The sequence below is a fragment of the Microbacterium sp. NPDC087591 genome (assembly GCF_044743625.1).
Classification (GTDB): domain Bacteria; phylum Actinomycetota; class Actinomycetes; order Actinomycetales; family Microbacteriaceae; genus Microbacterium.
Genome location: NZ_JBIUWU010000001.1, coordinates 1,039,023 through 1,054,349, shown reverse-complemented (window position 1 = coordinate 1,054,349; position 15,327 = coordinate 1,039,023). Strand labels below are relative to the sequence as shown.

Below are 15,327 nucleotides of genomic sequence, written 5' to 3'. Positions count from 1 at the left end.
AGGCAGTGATGCAGACCACGAGAGGGCGAAACGTCGAAGTCATCGCGGGAGACCCGGTCGCGATCGACGCCCGTGCGACACAGATCTCCGAGCTCGCCGAGGACATGCTCTCCGCGGCCGTGGTGTTGCGCGGCATCGGCGACGGGAGCATTCGCGGCAAGGGCTATGCCATGGACAAGATCCGCGAGGTCGTCGAAGACTCGCACAAGGATCTCAAGGAGGCGGGGGAGCGATACCAGCCGGCGGGCACCGTGCTCGGAAGGTATGCCGATGCCCTCAGCACAGCCCAGCAGCAGATGTCGACCATCGTCAGCGACTGCGAGGACTCTCTGAGCGCGCTCAGCACACGTCAGACCGCCGCCGCCGATGCTCAGAGCGACTTCAACAGTCACACCACGGCGCTCGCGTGGAATCCGCCGGCCCCGGATGCCGAGGACGCGAGCACTCGCGAGAGCGACCGTCTCGAGCAGGCCGCGGCCAGTGCCGCCACGGCGCTCGCGCAGGCCCGTGAGGCCCACGATGCAAACCTCGGTCGTTTCGACACCGTCTACGACTCGTGGGAGAGCGCGTACGAGACGGCGGTCAACGACCTGGAAGACGCGAACAAGATCGGTGAGGACTCGACCTGGGAGAACATCGCGGGGGTGATCGCCGTGATCGCCGAGATCCTCAGCTGGGTCGGGCTCGGGCTCGCGGTGCTGGGTCTCATCATCGGCGGCCCCTTCATCGCGGCGCTGGCGGTGATCGTGGCGGTCGTGTCGCTCGTGCTGACGGTGGCGCTGATGTTCGACGGGCGCAAGGGCATCGGCGATCTCCTCTGGTCGGTCGTCGGCATCCTCCCGATCGGAAAACTGGGGATGCTCTTCAAGAAGGGCGGCCAGCTGAAGTTCCTCGGAGAGATCGGCAAGGGCATCACGAAGCCCTTCCAGCAGATCCGCGGGCTCAACAACCTTCAGTTCGCTCCCCGCTCCGGATGGCGGGCGGACTGGCTGCCGAAGTTCGACGCCTTCGCCGGTCGCGTGTCGGGGGTCAAGATGACCGGTCCGTTCTCGCTGACGGGGATGCTCGACCGTCTCGTCGGAGGCACCAATCGGTCGTTCACCATCGCCTTCACGAATGCGGTGAACTCGGCACCCAAGCAGGCCATGGGGACGCAGCTCCTGAGCCAGCTGCCGACAGCACTGCAGAACGTGGTGGGCGGTGCGCCGACCGCGTTCGAGCAGGCCTTCAACGTCTACAAGTGGATCGACCGCGGCATCTCCGTGACAGGAGGACGCCCCAGTGGTGCCCTGTCGCCCGCGGGCGCCATCAACGGGGTGTTCTGAGATGGCCGCTGCCACACCCGCGATCACCTGGGGGCTGGACTACGACGCGGCACAGTTCATCCCGCTGCCCGCTGCCGGCGAGGGCGCGGAGCATCCGGACGGAGCCCGCGCCTGGATCGACACGGTCATCTCCCACTACGAGAGTTCCGCGCCGCTCACCGATGGCGATCGTCAGGGGCTCGCCGTCACGGCTGAGGCCCTCCTCACGATGATCGAGCCGTTCGTGACGCGCCTGTGGTTCGCGCCGCCCGGTGTCTACAGCGACGTCCTGGTCAGCGTCGTGGTCACCGACCTCGAGGGAGACTCGGCCCGCGAGATCATCGCGGAGGTCACCGCCTCGCCGGAGTCCACGGCGTCGGATGGCGTCGCTGTGGAGACCGACTCGCACGGCTCGGGCATCCTGGTCCGTCGCACCACCGGCGTGCAGCCGGAGGACGGGCGGGCGCTGCTGGTCGCGCAGTGGGATCTGCTCCTGCAGAACGGTGCCGTCCTGATCGCGATCAACGCGATGGGCACGACCCTCCCCGTGTTCGCGCGGCTCGAGGAGGAGCTGATGGGGCTCGTCGAGGGCATCGTGCTCCCCGCCGGCTCCGGGACCGATGCGAAGTGAGTTCGCGCGCACGGCATCTGTGAGGATGGTCCTATGAATGATCTCCGCGTCGAGCTGCAGTACGGGATCCCGCCGTTCCGCATCGCGCTCCCCCCGGGGTGGCGTCGGAAGGCGGCATCCTCCGAGACGGAGAGATCGGACCTCGAGCGCGCGGCGCAGCTGTTCCGCCAGGCGGGTCGCCCCGACCTCGAGGCGCAGTACCGGGCGATGATGGCCCGCGTGCGCCAGGGCATGGCGCGGTCCAAGGTCTTCGCGATCTTCCGGCAGGAGGAGGTCGAGGCTGAGGAGCTGCTTCCCATGACGATCACGGCATCCGCGGTCGACGGAGAGGGCGGAGCGAACCTCGACGGGTGGATCTCGGAGGCGTTCCGCACCAGGGGCGCGGACTTCCTCGAGGACGCCAAGCACATCGTGCGATGGGAGGCGGAGTCCTCGGCGATGCCCGGCGGGTCGGATATCGGCGCGGTGGCCGGACGCACACTCACCTACGTCCTGCCGGTGCCCGCCACCAACAGAGCACGTGCCCTGGTGTTCACCACGACGATCCTCACGCCGGACAGCGCGGCGATCTCGGAGAGCGCGATCCGCGGCATGACGGTGCTCAGCGATCTGATGATCTCGACGGTGGCCTGGGAGCAGGAAGCGCTGGAGACCGCGGTCGCCACCCCCGCAGAGGGGCCGACGGATACCGACGAGGCGGACGCCGACGAGTGAAGCCGGCATCGTCGCGGGAGCGGGAGCCTGGCACGTCGTATCGCGCAGTCTGGGGCGTGCTGCTCGGCATCGGGCTCGTCGCCGCTCTGGTCCAGGCCGTGATGCTCGGACCCGCCGACCGGAAGAACGCGTTTCTGGATCCGGCTCACGCGCTCGCCATGGCCCTCGTCGCGGGCATGATCGCGATCCCCATCCTGGTCATCGTGCTGGCCCTTCGGGTTCCCGACCCCGAGAGCGCGCGGACCGGTGAGACTCTCGCCGTGCTGGTCGGGATCGTCTGCGCCGGAATCCTCGGCTTCCGGCTGGCGGTGGGCGTCGGGGACACCCGAGGCTTCGGTGATCAGGATCTCGCGGCCTGGATTCCGATGGCCGGCGTGAGCGTACTGCTGATCATCGGGATCGTGGTCCGGAGCGATGCGGTGCGTCGGCGCGGTTCCACGCCTCATCGTGGGTGAGCGGCGACGTATCGTCGCCGTTCTCGGAGAGAGCGCGGCGGGCAGTGTCGAGCGGCATGGGGAGTTGTCCCCATCGACGGGCGTCGCGGTTCGTCCGTAGGGTGGAGTTATTCGGGCCGGAAGGGTCCGTTCCCAACGATTTTCGGAGGTGTGGACGATGGCCGATTTCGGTGCGTCTTATGCAGAGATGGAGCAGGTGGCGTCGTCGCTGTCGCAGGCTCGTGATGACATTCAGGGTCAGCTGGACACGCTGAAGGGTCAGGTGGACACCCTTCTGGGTGAGGACTTCAAGACGCAGCACGCGTCGGGCAAGTTCGGTGAGGGCTACACGGAGCTGACGACGGGTCTGAAGACCGCGGTGGACGGCATCAACGACATGTCCGAGTCGCTGCTCGGCATGATGCGCGCAATCCAGGACCTGGACCAGCAGCTCGCCGGCAGCTGACACGCGGCACGGTTTCACGAAGAGGGTCGACCATGACGGTCGGCCCTCTTCGCATCTGCGGGTGTCCTTCCCGTCGCGCCGCAGTGAGGTCGGTGCGGTGCTCCTGCGAGGAACAGCAGGTGGACGATCTGAGGCGCAGCTGGCGAATAGCCTGAGGGCATGGCTTTCGCGCTGATCCGACCAGAGTCGCGTCTCTACCTCGGAACCCCGCAGGAGTCCGATGCCCGCACGTCCGACTCGCAACGTGCGGCGGTGGCGCTGCGCGCGGACTACGAGCGCTGGTCGCGGTGGCTGCTCGGCCTGCTGGCATTCCTGCTCGCGGTCGGCGGGACCTTCGTCGCGGTCGGGCTGACGGAGACGGTGCGGATGCTCGGAGGTGTGCCGCACGCGGTCGACCTCATCGCCATCGCGATATCGGCTGCCATCGGGGTCGCCGGCATCGCCGTGCTGATCGCGTTGTGGTCCTCGGGGCGACAGCTGCTGAACGCAGCCTTCTCCTGGATCCGACTTCCCTCCGTGCGGAGCGGCGCCCGGCGAGGCTTCGGTGGATGGGTGCAGGCGCGTGCGGTGAATCTCGAACCACGGGTGCTCGCACGGCTCATATCCGGGACGCTGGCGCTGCTGCTGGCTATCGGCGGTGCCGCGCTGGTGGTGCGTGATCTGACCTGGCAGTTCACGTCGATGACTCTCGCATCGGCGGTCGTCAGCCTCGTCGCCCTGATCGCGGGTGTCGGTCAGATCGGTGGGGTGATGCGTCTGGTCTCGGCTCTCGCGGAGGCGGATCCGTTGTGGGTGCGGATCCGATCCGCGTTCGGCCGGAACTGATGCCGCCGGGTCGATATCCCGGAATGAGGAGGGCGATGGGGACTTGTCCCCATCGACGGCCGGTGCGGTTCGTCCGTAGGGTGGAGTTATTCGGGCCGGAGGGGTCCGTTCCCAACGATTTCCGGAGGTGTGGACGATGGCCGATTTCGGTGCGTCTTATGCAGAGATGGAGCAGGTGGCGTCGTCGCTGTCGCAGGCTCGTGATGACATTCAGGGTCAGCTGGACACGCTGAAGGGTCAGGTGGACACCCTGCTGGGTGAGGACTTCAAGACGCAGCACGCGTCGGGCAAGTTCGGTGAGGGCTACACGGAGCTGACGACGGGTCTGAAGACCGCGGTCGATGGCATCAACGACATGTCCGAGTCGCTGCTGGGCATGATGCGTGCGATCCAGGACCTGGACCAGCAGCTCGCCGGCAGCTGACACACAGTACTCCGGAACGGGGCGGTCGGTGTGATGATCACCGGGCGCCCCGCCTCATCCATTGTCAGGATCGCGGGGGGCGAGCATGGCAGACGAAGTTCAGGTCTTCTACACCGACCTCATCAACGAGACCGCTGCGTTGAACGACTCGGTGACGACGCTCATGAGCGTCGAAGGGTCTCTGCAGGGTGACGATGTCGGCATCGAGAACCCCGCGCACCGGCCGTCGTTGCGACTGGAGATGCGCCGGCGGTTCGATGCGCTGCAAGACACGGTGGGCACGTGCATCAGTGATGCATCCGACATCAGCATGCGCCTCCAGGCGATCTCGGGCAGGTTCTCCGATCTCGACGTCGAGCTGACCGGGGCGGAGCAGCCGTGAGCCTGACATCGCCGAACCTCGGATATCCGTTGGAGAAACTCGAAGGCAGCCCGGGATCCATGGGAACGTGGGTGGGTACCTTCGATCTCGTGGCCGAGGGACTCGGAGACCTCCGGACTCGTGCGCAGCGTGTGACTGAGCTGCCGGGTGTCGGCGACTCGATCGGGAGAGCGCGTTCGGATGCGCAGGCGCTCCTCGCCCCCGTCCGCTCCGGCATTGCCGAGGCAGAACTGCTCTCGAGGGTGCTCGCCGCGTACGCCGATGCCTACACCGCGTCCGCCGAACCGGCCAACCGCATGATCGACGAGATCGAAGACGCCCACGAAGCCTGGAAGCGTGCGGCCGGAGAGGCCGAGCAGGCGGGGTCGAATGCGCTGTGGACCTCGCGTTCGGGAACAGACACCGAGGTCGCGACGGCGAATCAGGACGCGCGTGACGCGATCGCCACGCGGGATGCCGCGAAAGCGGCCCTCGACGAGCTCTGGGAGACATGGGAGCGGCACTACACTGCCTGGGACGAGGCGTACGACGCGGCGCTCGCCTCGCTCGCGGCCGGCACCTCGGTGTACCTGACGAACGACGAGCGCGCTCTGCTCGACGCCCTGCTCGCAGCGAATGACCCGGCGGCGGTGCTGGCACTGTGGAACGACAATCCCGCGCTGCGCGATGCTCTCGCCGAGCAGTACCCCGACATCATCGGGAACCTCGATGGCGTCCCGTTCGATGTCCGCGCGGAAGCCAACCTGCGTCGGCTCACGGCGCTGCACGCCAGCGTGGATTCCCTCGCGGATCCGCTCAAGACCGAGGTCACGAAGCTGTGGGCCGAGGTTCAAAGGAACGGCGGCAAGCTCATCGCGTTCGACCCGACGGGTTCGCAACAGCTGACGGCCGCCGTCTGGTACGGCCCTCTCGACGCGCAGAACGTATCGACACTCGTGCCAGGGATGCTCTCCGACGTGACAGGGATCGGCGAGTTCGGGCAGTCTGCGCGTGACCTGATCGACAAGACGGGGGATGCGGCGATCGCCTGGTTCGGATACGACTCTCCCGACTTCGTGGAGGAGCCGTCGATGTCTCGTGCCGAGGACGGGGCGCCGGCGTTGCGTTCCTTCCTGTTGGGCCTGGATGCGCAGTCGGGGCAGAGGACGATCAACGTCATCGCCCACTCCTACGGAAGCACGACGGCCGGCCTGGCGATCGGCTCCGCCCCCGACGGGCTCGGCGTCGACAGATTCATCGTCGTGGGGTCCGCTGGCCTTCCCGATGACGCCGACGTGCTCGCCAACCTGCAATCGTCCGAGGCGCCGCGCATCTTCGCGACGACGTCGGAGAACGACTTCTGGGCACCGATCGGAAAGCTCACCGGGTGGGGGCACAGCACCTCGCCGACGAGCCTCGACGGTGTGACGGTGTTCGACAGCGACGGAGGAATCGACGCCGGGGGCGGGGATCTGCTCCCGACGCCGGGTCACAGTGCCCACGGTGGTGCGAACTTCCCGTGGGAGCACGAGGCGGGCGGTTATCTCGAACTGGGCAGCGAGTCGTTCTACAACGTGAGGTCGATCGTGACGACCGGAGAACTCGGCACCGAGGTGGGTGGCGAGGGAAGCGAGGACGGCATGTGGGAGCTGATCGCCCGAGGGCTTTCGTCTCCCGGGATATATGGATACTAGGGTGGCAGCCATGCGTTACGCGTGGGCGGTCGTGGCCGCCGGATTGGTGCTGGTGATGACCGGATGTGCTGCGCAGGCGGCTCCCGAAGGCGATGAGCTGTATCGCGACGGAGAGAAGCGCTATCTCACGATGGCGAACACGATGCACACCGTCCTGATGGGTGTGCACGAGGGCGTGTGGGACGTGCCGATCGGGGGCTACGGAGCCTTCCCGATCGCGTGCGATCTCGGCCATGCCGACGATGGCTACCGTTTCGCGTACCGACGTTCCGTGGCGTTGTCTGACGTCGACGGACAGGCCCTCAGCGACGCGGCCGTCAAGGCGTTCGCGGATGCCGGCTTGGAGTCGGAGACGGCCGTCTACGGCGAGGGGGACCGCGCCGAGTGGAATGTCATCGCCGAGGACGACGCGGTGGGCCGAGCCGTCGTGACCATCCGGCCGGCAGAGGGCACGGTGACGGCATCGGCCGACACCCCGTGCACGCCGGGAGATTCTGATGCTCTCTCGGCGATGGTCGGCGATGACGAGAACCGCGGGGACGACATCCTGACGTGGCGTTCGATCCCGGCAACAGAAGGCGTGGATTCGGTGCCGCAGTTCTACTTCCCCGCCGGTGGCCCGGTGTATTTCAACGAGGACGAGTCACCTGTCATCCCGCAGCCTGTCGTCACGGACCCGCCGAAGGCACCCTACGGGAGCTGAGGCGGTGGAGGGCGCTCAGCGCGCCGCAGCGTCGGCCAGGTGCCGCGCGTCGTGGTTCAGGACCTTCACGATGATGCCGTGACGGCGCAGCTCCGCGGCCGTGCGAGCCCCCTCGTCGGCGTCGAGGCCGAGTGCCTTGATGTTCGCGACGACCACGACATCACCCTCTCGCAGGGTCGAGATGAGGCGGGCGAGGCGGTCGTTCCAGCTCTCCAGGATGTCGGGCGCCGGGTGGCGGAAGCCCTCGATCGGCACGCCGAACCGGGTGAGGTCGTCACGCTGCTCGACGACCGACGGCATCCCCTCGCGTGCGACCACGAGGCCGACCAGGCGCGAGCCGTCTGGGCGCGCGGTCCAGAAATTGCGATTCTGCTGCAGCTCGGTGAAACACTTCGGGCACTGCGCTGCGTCGTGCGGCAGGTGCAGCGGGCTGGTGAGGGCGTCATCGACGGATGCCGCCACCTTCGTGGGATCGATCGTCTCGCTCATCGCGCACCTCCGCCCCCATTCTGCCCTGTTCTGCCACGGATCGGCGACCGGTATCCCGGGCTCGACGACGATCCCGGCCCCGGCCCTTCGCCCGCCCGCCGCCGACCGGTCTCAGAGCAGCCCGAGTGCCTTCACCGCGTCGCGCTCCTCGACCAGTTCGGCGACGGAGGCGTCGATCCGGCTCCGCGCCCAGTCGCTGACCTCGAGGCCTTCGACGATCTGCCACTCGCCGTGGACGGAGCGCACGGGGAACGACGAGACGAGGCCCTCGGGCACGCCGTACTCGCCGTGCGAGACGACACCGGCCGACGTCCAGTCCTCGGTGCCGTGCACCCAGTCGCGCACGTGCTCGATGGTCGCGTTGGCCGCCGAGGCGACGGATGACGACCCGCGCACCTGGATGATCTCGGCACCGCGCTTCGCGACCCGGGGGATGAACGTCTCGTCCAGCCAAGTCGGCACGTCGCCCACGATCGCCTCGAGCGCGTCGGTGACCGACTCTCCGCCGACCGTGGCGTGCGAGATGTCGGGGAACTGGGTGGCCGAGTGGTTGCCCCAGATCGGCAGGCGACGGATCGTGGAGACGGGAACGCCCAGCGCCTGCGAGAGCTGGGCCCTGGCGCGGTTCTCGTCGAGACGGGTGAGGGCGGTGAACCGCTCGGCGGGCACTCCGTCAGCGGATGCCGCGGCGATCAGCGCGTTCGTGTTCGCGGGGTTGCCGACCACCGTGACGCGCACGCCGGGGGCCGCGTTCGCGGCGATGGCGGCGCCCTGCGGTCCGAAGATGCCGGCGTTGGCGGCGAGCAGGTCCCCGCGCTCCATGCCGGGACCACGGGGTCGGGCGCCGACGAGCAGCGCCAGATCGCAGCCGTCGAAGCCGACGGCGACGTCATCGGTCACCTCGACGTGCTCGAGCAGGTCGAACGCGCCGTCCTGCAGCTCGAGCGCAGCGCCCTCCGCGGCGCCGAGGCCCTGCGGGATCTCGAGCAGCCGCAGCCGCACCTTCTCGTCGGGGCCGAGCAGGTCGCCCGCCGCGATCCGGAACAGGAGTGCGTAGCCGATCTGTCCGCCGGCGCCGGTGAGGGTGATCGTGGTCGTCATGCCCCGAGCCTACGTCCGTTCCGGGGTCGGCTGTCGGAGTACCCTCTGTCACATGACCTTCAACCCCGACGCCGACCTCTCCGGCAACACGACGCGTCGCCGTGGGCGCACCGCCGCCGTCGCCGGTGGTGCGGGTGTCGGCGTGCTCGCCCTCATCGCGCTCATCGCCGGCCCGCTGCTCGGCATCGACCTCACGGGGTTGCTCGGGGGCGTCTCGCAGCCGAGCGGCGACTCGGGCTCAGGCGGCTCGGTGATCGAGAACTGCGACACCGGGCAGGACGCCAATGAGAACGTCGACTGCCGCATGGCCGGCGCCCAGGTCGCTCTCGACGCGTTCTGGGCCGACAACGTCGACGGCTACCGCAAGCCCACGATGACCGTCGTGGACGTGGCGACCTCGACGCAGTGCGGGACCGCCTCGAATGCCGTCGGCCCGTTCTACTGCCCGCCCGAAGAGGGCGTCTACGTCGACCCGACGTTCTTCCAGCTCATGCAGCAGCAGTTCGGAGCATCCGCTGGCAACCTCGCCCAGCTCTACATCGTGGGTCACGAGTGGGGCCACCACATCCAGAACATCACGGGCACGATGGAGAAGTACCCGAACAACGGGACGGGACCCGGGAGCAATGGCGTGCGGATGGAACTGCAGGCCGACTGCTACGCCGGCGCCTGGATCGGACGCATCACCGAGCCGGAGGATGCCGACGGCGATCCCTTCCTGGTCGCTCCGACGGAGACGGAGCTCAGGGATGCGCTCAACGCCGCCGCGACGGTCGGCGACGATCACATCCAGGAGCAGTCCGGCGTCGTGAATCCCGAGAGCTGGACGCACGGTTCCAGCGACCAGCGTCAGTACTGGTTCGCGAACGGCTACGAGAACGGGCTGAACGTCTGCGCGGAGACCTTCACGCGGAGCGACGGCGACCTGTAATCCCCGCTGACCGGGTCCTCCCGGGGTAGCGTGGCATCCGTAGTCTTCTTTCCGGGCTGGGGGCACAATGACGATGAACCTGGATGCGCTGTATCCGCCGATCGAGCCGTACGAGTCGGGCGAGCTCCTCGTCGGCGACGGCCACCGTCTGTACTGGGAGGTCAGCGGGAACCCCGAGGGCCGGCCGGTCGTCTTCCTGCACGGGGGCCCGGGCAGCGGCACCTCGCCGTGGCAGCGTCGCTTCTTCGACCCCGAGAAGTACCGCATCGTGCTGTTCGACCAGCGCGGCTGCGGAAAGAGCACCCCGCATGCGGGAGAGCCCGGTGCGGATCTGCGCCACATCACCACGGCGCACCTGATCGCAGACATCGAGCTGCTGCGCAAGAACCTGGGCGTCGAGCAGTGGCAGGTCTTCGGCGGCTCCTGGGGCAGCGCGCTGGCGCTCGCCTACGCGCAGGCGCATCCGGATGCCGTCTCGGCGCTCGTGCTGCGCGGCATCTTCACCCTGCGGCGCATGGAGCTGGAGTGGTTCTACGAAGGCGGGGCCGCGGCGCTGTTCCCCGACCTGTGGGAGAGCTTCATCGCGCCGATCCCGGTGCTGGAGCGCTCGCACATGATCGACGCGTACCACCGGCGGCTCTTCGACCCCGACCCCGCGGTGCACGTGCCCGCCGCGATCGCGTGGTCGACGTGGGAGGCCTCGACCGTGACGCTGCGTCCCGATGCCGAGCAGATCGCCGCGATGTCCGACCCGCGCACCGCCACCGCGTTCGCCCGGATCGAGAACCACTTCTTCGTGAACCGAGGCTGGTGGGCCGAGGGGCAGCTGCTCGCCGGCATCGACGCGATCCGGCACATCCCTGCCGTCATCGTGCAGGGCAGGCATGACGTCTGCACGCCGATGATGACGGCCTGGGATCTGCACAAGGCCTGGCCGGAGGCCGAGTTCGTAGTGGTCGACGACGCTGGACACTCGGCGACGGAGCCCGGCATCCAGCAGGCACTGCGCGACGCGACCGACCTGTTCTCCTTCTGACGTCGGCCGCGGCGCCGCGGATCAGGCCCGCAGTGCTTTCGTCAGCGTCTTCACGAGGCCGAGCACTCCACCTTTCGCGCGGAAGCGGGTCAGGCCCTCGCTCACGGACGCCCCGGTGCGGGATGACACGAACCACGGCGGCTTCGGCAGGATGGTCAGGCGACCCCCGCCGTTGAGGAGAGGCAACGATCTCGGCAGCGGACGGAACGGCCCGCGGATGACGGAGCGCTCGACGCTGTCGAGCAGCAGTGCGTTGTGCACCACGCCGATCCCGCTGCCCACGTCGTCGATCGTGTTGCCGGGGAACGCGCCCCAGGTCATGGTCGGCGTGATGAACCCGAAGGCGGTCCATCCGTTGATCGCGATGGAGCCGTAGCGGAGGTTCGCGATCGCCCGTTCGAAACCCGCACCGAGTGCGCGCTCGGTGGCCGGCGCGATGATCAGGTTCGCGCCGAGCGTGCCCTGGAGCTGGTCGTTCGCATACGTGACAGCGGCATCGAGGAACGCCTGGCCCGTGCCGGCCACCGACACGACGCCGAGCACCGGAGCGAAGTACTCGGTGTTCTGCAGCGCCGTCGGGTCGTCGTCGCGGTCGACTTCCACCAGTACGCGATCGCCGAGCACGAGGGCATCGGGGTAGTCGTCCGCGGCGCGGTGCATGCGCGCGGGGGAGCCGGGGTACCAGATCGGCCGCTCCGGCGCGTTCGCGTAGGCGCGGCGGAGTGCGGCGCGGAAGGCGGGGCCCTGCGCCCAGTCGGACGAGAGGATCACGACCTGTCCGGCGATGCAGTTGTGTCCGCTGTTCTGGAGTCGCATCGTGGCGATGTGCTCGGCGTGATAGGTGAGATCGGCGTCGCTCCAGTCGCCCGGCACGACGATGATCGGCGAGACGCCGCCGAGCTCGGCGGTGATCGGCTTCTTCAGCTGCGGTCGCATCTCGCGGCGGCGGCGCTTCGCCGCGGCTCCGGTGCCCCAGACGATCGCGTCGAAGGTGGCAGCAGACCCGGTGATGTGCACGTGAGCCAGGTCGGGGTGCGCGGTGAGGTACCCGCCGACCGCAGGGCCGCCCCGCACGATGCGCACCAGACCGGGTTCGATCAGGGGCGCGAACGCCCGCTTGTAGATCGGCACCAGGGCATCCTGCGTCGGGTTGACCTTGAGGAGCGCGGTGCGGTTGTGGGCGAGGAGTTCGTAGAGCACATCGAGCACCGGGATCGAGGTGACGTTGCCGGCCCCGAGCACCAGGCCGACTCCTCCCGAGACGGTCGGCGTGCGCTGCGCGAGACCCGCGGCGGCGCGGGCGGCGTTCGGGGTGACGCCGGGCTCCAGCCAGACCTCACCGGTGTAGCCGGAGAGCAGGAACCTGTCGATGCCGGTGAGCGGGAAGGCGTGCACGCGGGCACGGCCGCCCGGCGCCCGATCGATCGTGATCCCCTCGAGCGGGTTGGCCCCCGCGGCCAGTCGCGACAGTGTCTCGATGTACGCGTCGAGTGCGCCGAGCACGCTGTACGGTCCGCTGAGCCACTCCTCACCACGGAGGGGGTGGCGCGCGTCGAGCCCCTTCGAGGCCGCGGCGGTGTTGGCCCAGTCCTCAGCCACCTGCGCGACGCTCGTGCGCACGGCGCGCAGCAGGGTCACGCGCTGGGCGAGGGCGAGTGCCGTCCAGGTGCGGGATCCGGTGTGCAGTTCGGCGATCGCGGAGTCGAGCCGCTCGCGCTCGCCGGCGCTCAGCTCGTTCGCCGGCGCGCTCTCGGCTGCCGGACGGGCCGTGGTGGTCGCAGAAGTCATCGCAGTCTCCTTCGGACGGGATCCCAGCTTAGGCGGCGGGCCTGGGCGAGTCCGCGGGGCGGACGCCGCCGTGAACGCGCGACGTGCAGGAAGAAGTGCGAGTTGCGGGAGCGTCCGCCCCGGTCTCCTCCTGCATGTCGCGAAACCTCCTGCATGTCGCGAGACTCGTGGCCTCGGGTGGTGATCTTTCGGCACGCACACGCGACGGTGACGGCATCGTGAGTCCCCGCGGGTGAGCGACTCACGCGCCCTCGATGTCGGCGCGACGCAGGCGGTAGCGCTGCAGCGGGAGCAGGCTCGCCAGCATCAGCACGGCGGGCAGGATGCTGAAGCTCAGCACGATGCCCGTGATGGCCTCGGCAGGTTGCGTGACCGCGGCACCGGCGACCGTGGAGATGTATCCGGTGGCGGCCAGCGTCAGCGACACCGTGGTGGCGCCGAGAGCGAAGCCGACCGTCTCGCCCGCGGTCCAGATGCCGGTGAAGGTGCCGGCCTGCCCGCGGCCGCTCGTGCGCTCGTCGTGCGAGATGACGTCGGGGAGCATCGCCATCGGCAGCGACTGCAGTCCGGCATAGGCGATGCCGGCGACGGCGACCGAGCCGTAGATCCAGTCGCCGGGTGCCCAGACGGCGACCGTGATCGAGGCGGCCGCCAGAGTGAACAGCACGCTCGCGAGCCGGAACGCTCGCTCCTTTCCGACGCGGCGGGCGATCACGGTCCACCCGGGGGTGGCCAACAGTGCAGGGCCGACGAGGGCGATGAAGACGAAGGTCACCGCGTCTTCCGAGCGCAGCACCCAGGTCGCCAGGTACTGCGCGCCGGCGAGCATCGTTCCCGTCGCCAGCGCCTGCAGGAGGAACGTACCCAGCAGGGCGCGGAAGGGCTGACTGCGGCGCAGGGCCCGGAAGCCGGAGAGGTACTGCTCGCGGACGCCGCTCGGGGCGGTGGCGGGTCGGGCGGCGGGTGAGGTGCGCGCTGCGGCGGTGTCGGCCGTGCGGGCGGCGACGAACATGCCGATGCCGATCAGGAGTCCGGCGACGATGCCCATCACGAGGTACCCGGTGACCTGATCGGTCCCGGCCTCGCGGAGCGCAGGGCCGCCGGCCCCGAACAGCAGGATCGAAGCGGTGAGCACGACGACGCGCCAGCCGAGCAGGCGGGTGCGCTCGTCGTAGCTGTCGGTGAGCTCTGCCGGCAGCGCGACGTACGGGACCTGGAACAGGCTGAACGCGGTCGCCGTGCCCAGGAAGGCGAGAAGTACACAGACGGCGCCGGTCGCGGGGCCCCACGACGGCGGCACCGCGAACGTGAGCGCGAAGAACACCGGCAGCGCGATCGCGCCGGTGATCATGAAGCCGCGGCGGGAGCCCGTGCGAGCCAGCTGCCGGTCGGAGGCCGCGCCGATCAGCGGATCGATCACGACGTCCCAGATCTTCGCTGCCGTCACGATGAGCCCGGCTGCGAGGGCGGCGACGCCGAGGTTGTCGGTGAGGAAGTACGTCAGCACCAGCCCTGGCAATGTGGCGTAGCCGCCGGTGCCCAGCGAACCGATCGCGTACAGCACGATCGTGCGGGCGGACAGGCGGACGGATGCGTGTTCCGGGGGAGCCTCGGTGCTCATCGCGCCAGTGTATCGGCGCGTGCGAGCGGTGCGACGGTGCGCGTCAGATCAGCGACAGCTCGCGGAGCTTGGACTCGACGTCGGAGTTCGCGGGCTCGACGTGGTGGGTGGAGTCGGGGTAGACGACCACGGGGATGTTGGTGCGGCCCGAGATCTCCTTGGCCACATCCGCTGCAGACGGGTCGGCGACCAGATCGACGTAGGTGTACTCCACGCCGAGCTCATCGAGCTGCTTCTTGGTGCGGATGCAGTCGCGGCACCAGTCGGCGCCGAACACGGTGATCGTGGATTCGTTCGGAGAAGTCATACATCAAGGGTATGCCCGGAGAAGAGGAGGGGCTTCGCCGTTTCGGGATTGTCAGTAAGGGTAGCCTTACCTATACTTGGTGGCATGAATGGTGCGTGCGAACATCTGAGCGATCCGGTCTGGGACGACATCGAGGGTCCGGTCCTGATCGCCGGCGACGCCGCGGACGCGGCCGTCATCGCCGGTATCGCAGCACGCCTGCCGTGGGACGCCCAGGGCGCGATCGTGCTCGAGGCCGCCGCGCGGGTCCAGTACCGCCACATCGACGTCCCCGCGGGTGTCTCGGTGCGGTGGCTGCTGCGCGGCGACGGCATCCGCGCGCACACGAAGGGGGAGCGTCTCGCGAACGCCGTGCACGCGTGGTGCGTCGAGTGGACCTGCGCCGAGCCGCCCGCCCACTGGACGGTATGGCTCGGGCCACACACGCCACCCCACGTGGCGCGCATGGCCCGAAGTCTGTTGGGCGTCGCGAACTGACTGTTCGCTCCCGCCTGCGGA

Annotated in this window: 18 protein-coding genes; 13 read left to right on the top strand and 5 right to left on the bottom strand. The window is 68.9% G+C overall.

What is annotated here, in order from left to right; all coding sequences use genetic code 11:
- Window positions 1-8: 8 nt before the first annotated feature.
- From ACIOVG_RS04955 to ACIOVG_RS04910, 10 genes are all read left to right on the top strand, one after another.
- Entirely contained in the window at window positions 9-1,325 is a 1,317-nt protein-coding gene (locus tag ACIOVG_RS04955) for a putative T7SS-secreted protein (protein ID WP_400869650.1), read from the top strand.
- A gap of 1 nt (window position 1,326) precedes the next feature.
- The gene (locus tag ACIOVG_RS04950) at window positions 1,327-1,935 is read left to right on the top strand and encodes a hypothetical protein (protein WP_400869648.1); all 609 of its coding nucleotides are present in this window, start codon (window positions 1,327-1,329) and stop codon (window positions 1,933-1,935) included.
- 33 nt (window positions 1,936-1,968) lie between these two features.
- Window positions 1,969-2,649 carry a hypothetical protein gene (locus ACIOVG_RS04945; RefSeq protein ID WP_400869647.1) on the top strand — a complete coding sequence of 227 codons (681 nt, stop codon included), beginning with the start codon at window positions 1,969-1,971 and terminating at the stop codon, window positions 2,647-2,649.
- Window positions 2,646-3,104, top strand: coding sequence for a hypothetical protein (locus ACIOVG_RS04940; protein ID WP_400869645.1), 459 nt, complete (start codon window positions 2,646-2,648; stop codon window positions 3,102-3,104). The genes ACIOVG_RS04945 and ACIOVG_RS04940 overlap by 4 nt, the downstream gene beginning before the upstream one ends.
- A gap of 157 nt (window positions 3,105-3,261) precedes the next feature.
- Window positions 3,262-3,549, top strand: coding sequence for a WXG100 family type VII secretion target (locus tag ACIOVG_RS04935; RefSeq protein WP_028501988.1), 288 nt, complete (start codon window positions 3,262-3,264; stop codon window positions 3,547-3,549).
- 159 nt (window positions 3,550-3,708) lie between these two features.
- Complete coding sequence (locus tag ACIOVG_RS04930) at window positions 3,709-4,374, top strand: hypothetical protein (protein ID WP_400869644.1); 666 nt, start codon at window positions 3,709-3,711, stop codon at window positions 4,372-4,374.
- A gap of 136 nt (window positions 4,375-4,510) precedes the next feature.
- The gene (locus ACIOVG_RS04925) at window positions 4,511-4,798 is read left to right on the top strand and encodes a WXG100 family type VII secretion target (RefSeq protein ID WP_028501988.1); all 288 of its coding nucleotides are present in this window, start codon (window positions 4,511-4,513) and stop codon (window positions 4,796-4,798) included.
- 85 nt (window positions 4,799-4,883) lie between these two features.
- A complete protein-coding gene (locus ACIOVG_RS04920) occupies window positions 4,884-5,180 on the top strand; it encodes a hypothetical protein (RefSeq protein WP_400869643.1) in 297 nt (98 codons plus the stop codon).
- 71 nt (window positions 5,181-5,251) lie between these two features.
- Window positions 5,252-6,853: an alpha/beta hydrolase gene (locus ACIOVG_RS04915; protein WP_400869641.1), complete on the top strand. Its 1,602-nt coding sequence runs from the start codon at window positions 5,252-5,254 to the stop codon at window positions 6,851-6,853.
- 1 nt (window position 6,854) lies between these two features.
- Window positions 6,855-7,556, top strand: a complete 702-nt coding sequence (locus ACIOVG_RS04910) for a hypothetical protein (protein ID WP_400869639.1) — start codon at window positions 6,855-6,857, stop codon at window positions 7,554-7,556.
- A 15-nt stretch (window positions 7,557-7,571) separates the two neighbouring features.
- Here ACIOVG_RS04910 and ACIOVG_RS04905 read toward each other — a convergent pair whose 3' ends face one another.
- Both ACIOVG_RS04905 and ACIOVG_RS04900 read right to left on the bottom strand, forming a co-directional pair.
- Window positions 7,572-8,045 (bottom strand): dehydrogenase, encoded by a 474-nt coding sequence (locus ACIOVG_RS04905; RefSeq protein ID WP_400869637.1) that lies wholly within the window; start codon window positions 8,043-8,045, stop codon window positions 7,572-7,574.
- Window positions 8,046-8,156: 111 nt separating this feature from the next.
- A complete protein-coding gene (locus ACIOVG_RS04900) occupies window positions 8,157-9,146 on the bottom strand; it encodes a malate dehydrogenase (RefSeq protein WP_400869635.1) in 990 nt (329 codons plus the stop codon).
- A gap of 52 nt (window positions 9,147-9,198) precedes the next feature.
- Between ACIOVG_RS04900 and ACIOVG_RS04895 the strand changes: the two genes are divergently transcribed.
- Together ACIOVG_RS04895 and pip are read left to right on the top strand one after the other, a co-directional pair.
- Entirely contained in the window at window positions 9,199-10,077 is an 879-nt protein-coding gene (locus ACIOVG_RS04895; RefSeq protein WP_400869633.1) for a neutral zinc metallopeptidase, read from the top strand.
- Window positions 10,078-10,144: 67 nt separating this feature from the next.
- Window positions 10,145-11,113 carry a prolyl aminopeptidase gene (gene pip, locus ACIOVG_RS04890; RefSeq protein ID WP_400869632.1) on the top strand — a complete coding sequence of 323 codons (969 nt, stop codon included), beginning with the start codon at window positions 10,145-10,147 and terminating at the stop codon, window positions 11,111-11,113.
- A 21-nt stretch (window positions 11,114-11,134) separates the two neighbouring features.
- Here pip and ACIOVG_RS04885 read toward each other — a convergent pair whose 3' ends face one another.
- The 3 genes from ACIOVG_RS04885 to ACIOVG_RS04875 form a co-directional block, all read right to left on the bottom strand.
- Complete coding sequence (locus ACIOVG_RS04885) at window positions 11,135-12,901, bottom strand: aldehyde dehydrogenase family protein (RefSeq protein WP_400869630.1); 1,767 nt, start codon at window positions 12,899-12,901, stop codon at window positions 11,135-11,137.
- Between the two features lie 241 nt (window positions 12,902-13,142).
- Window positions 13,143-14,522 carry an MFS transporter gene (locus ACIOVG_RS04880; protein WP_400869628.1) on the bottom strand — a complete coding sequence of 460 codons (1,380 nt, stop codon included), beginning with the start codon at window positions 14,520-14,522 and terminating at the stop codon, window positions 13,143-13,145.
- A gap of 43 nt (window positions 14,523-14,565) precedes the next feature.
- On the bottom strand, window positions 14,566-14,829 hold the full coding sequence (locus ACIOVG_RS04875; protein ID WP_400869626.1) for a glutaredoxin family protein: 264 nt from the start codon (window positions 14,827-14,829) through the stop codon (window positions 14,566-14,568).
- An 84-nt stretch (window positions 14,830-14,913) separates the two neighbouring features.
- Here ACIOVG_RS04875 and ACIOVG_RS04870 point away from each other — a divergent pair, with 84 nt between their 5' ends.
- On the top strand, window positions 14,914-15,306 hold the full coding sequence (locus tag ACIOVG_RS04870) for an SIP domain-containing protein (RefSeq protein ID WP_400869624.1): 393 nt from the start codon (window positions 14,914-14,916) through the stop codon (window positions 15,304-15,306).
- The last annotated feature ends 21 nt before the right edge of the window (window positions 15,307-15,327 follow it).

Excerpts from the sequence above, each read along its gene's own strand:
- ACIOVG_RS04920 (WP_400869643.1), top strand. The coding sequence starts at position 4,884 with ATGGCAGACGAAGTTCAGGTCTTCTACACCGACCTCATCAACGAGACC.
- pip (WP_400869632.1), top strand. The coding sequence starts at position 10,145 with ATGACGATGAACCTGGATGCGCTGTATCCGCCGATCGAGCCGTACGAG.
- ACIOVG_RS04945 (WP_400869647.1), top strand. The coding sequence starts at position 1,969 with ATGAATGATCTCCGCGTCGAGCTGCAGTACGGGATCCCGCCGTTCCGC.
- ACIOVG_RS04870 (WP_400869624.1), top strand. The coding sequence starts at position 14,914 with ATGAATGGTGCGTGCGAACATCTGAGCGATCCGGTCTGGGACGACATC.
- ACIOVG_RS04935 (WP_028501988.1), top strand. The coding sequence starts at position 3,262 with ATGGCCGATTTCGGTGCGTCTTATGCAGAGATGGAGCAGGTGGCGTCG.
- ACIOVG_RS04930 (WP_400869644.1), top strand. The coding sequence starts at position 3,709 with ATGGCTTTCGCGCTGATCCGACCAGAGTCGCGTCTCTACCTCGGAACC.
- ACIOVG_RS04925 (WP_028501988.1), top strand. The coding sequence starts at position 4,511 with ATGGCCGATTTCGGTGCGTCTTATGCAGAGATGGAGCAGGTGGCGTCG.
- ACIOVG_RS04950 (WP_400869648.1), top strand. The coding sequence starts at position 1,327 with ATGGCCGCTGCCACACCCGCGATCACCTGGGGGCTGGACTACGACGCG.
- ACIOVG_RS04875 (WP_400869626.1), bottom strand. The coding sequence starts at position 14,829 with ATGACTTCTCCGAACGAATCCACGATCACCGTGTTCGGCGCCGACTGG.
- ACIOVG_RS04880 (WP_400869628.1), bottom strand. The coding sequence starts at position 14,522 with ATGAGCACCGAGGCTCCCCCGGAACACGCATCCGTCCGCCTGTCCGCC.
- ACIOVG_RS04955 (WP_400869650.1), top strand. The coding sequence starts at position 9 with ATGCAGACCACGAGAGGGCGAAACGTCGAAGTCATCGCGGGAGACCCG.
- ACIOVG_RS04895 (WP_400869633.1), top strand. The coding sequence starts at position 9,199 with ATGACCTTCAACCCCGACGCCGACCTCTCCGGCAACACGACGCGTCGC.
- ACIOVG_RS04905 (WP_400869637.1), bottom strand. The coding sequence starts at position 8,045 with ATGAGCGAGACGATCGATCCCACGAAGGTGGCGGCATCCGTCGATGAC.
- ACIOVG_RS04900 (WP_400869635.1), bottom strand. The coding sequence starts at position 9,146 with ATGACGACCACGATCACCCTCACCGGCGCCGGCGGACAGATCGGCTAC.
- ACIOVG_RS04885 (WP_400869630.1), bottom strand. The coding sequence starts at position 12,901 with ATGACTTCTGCGACCACCACGGCCCGTCCGGCAGCCGAGAGCGCGCCG.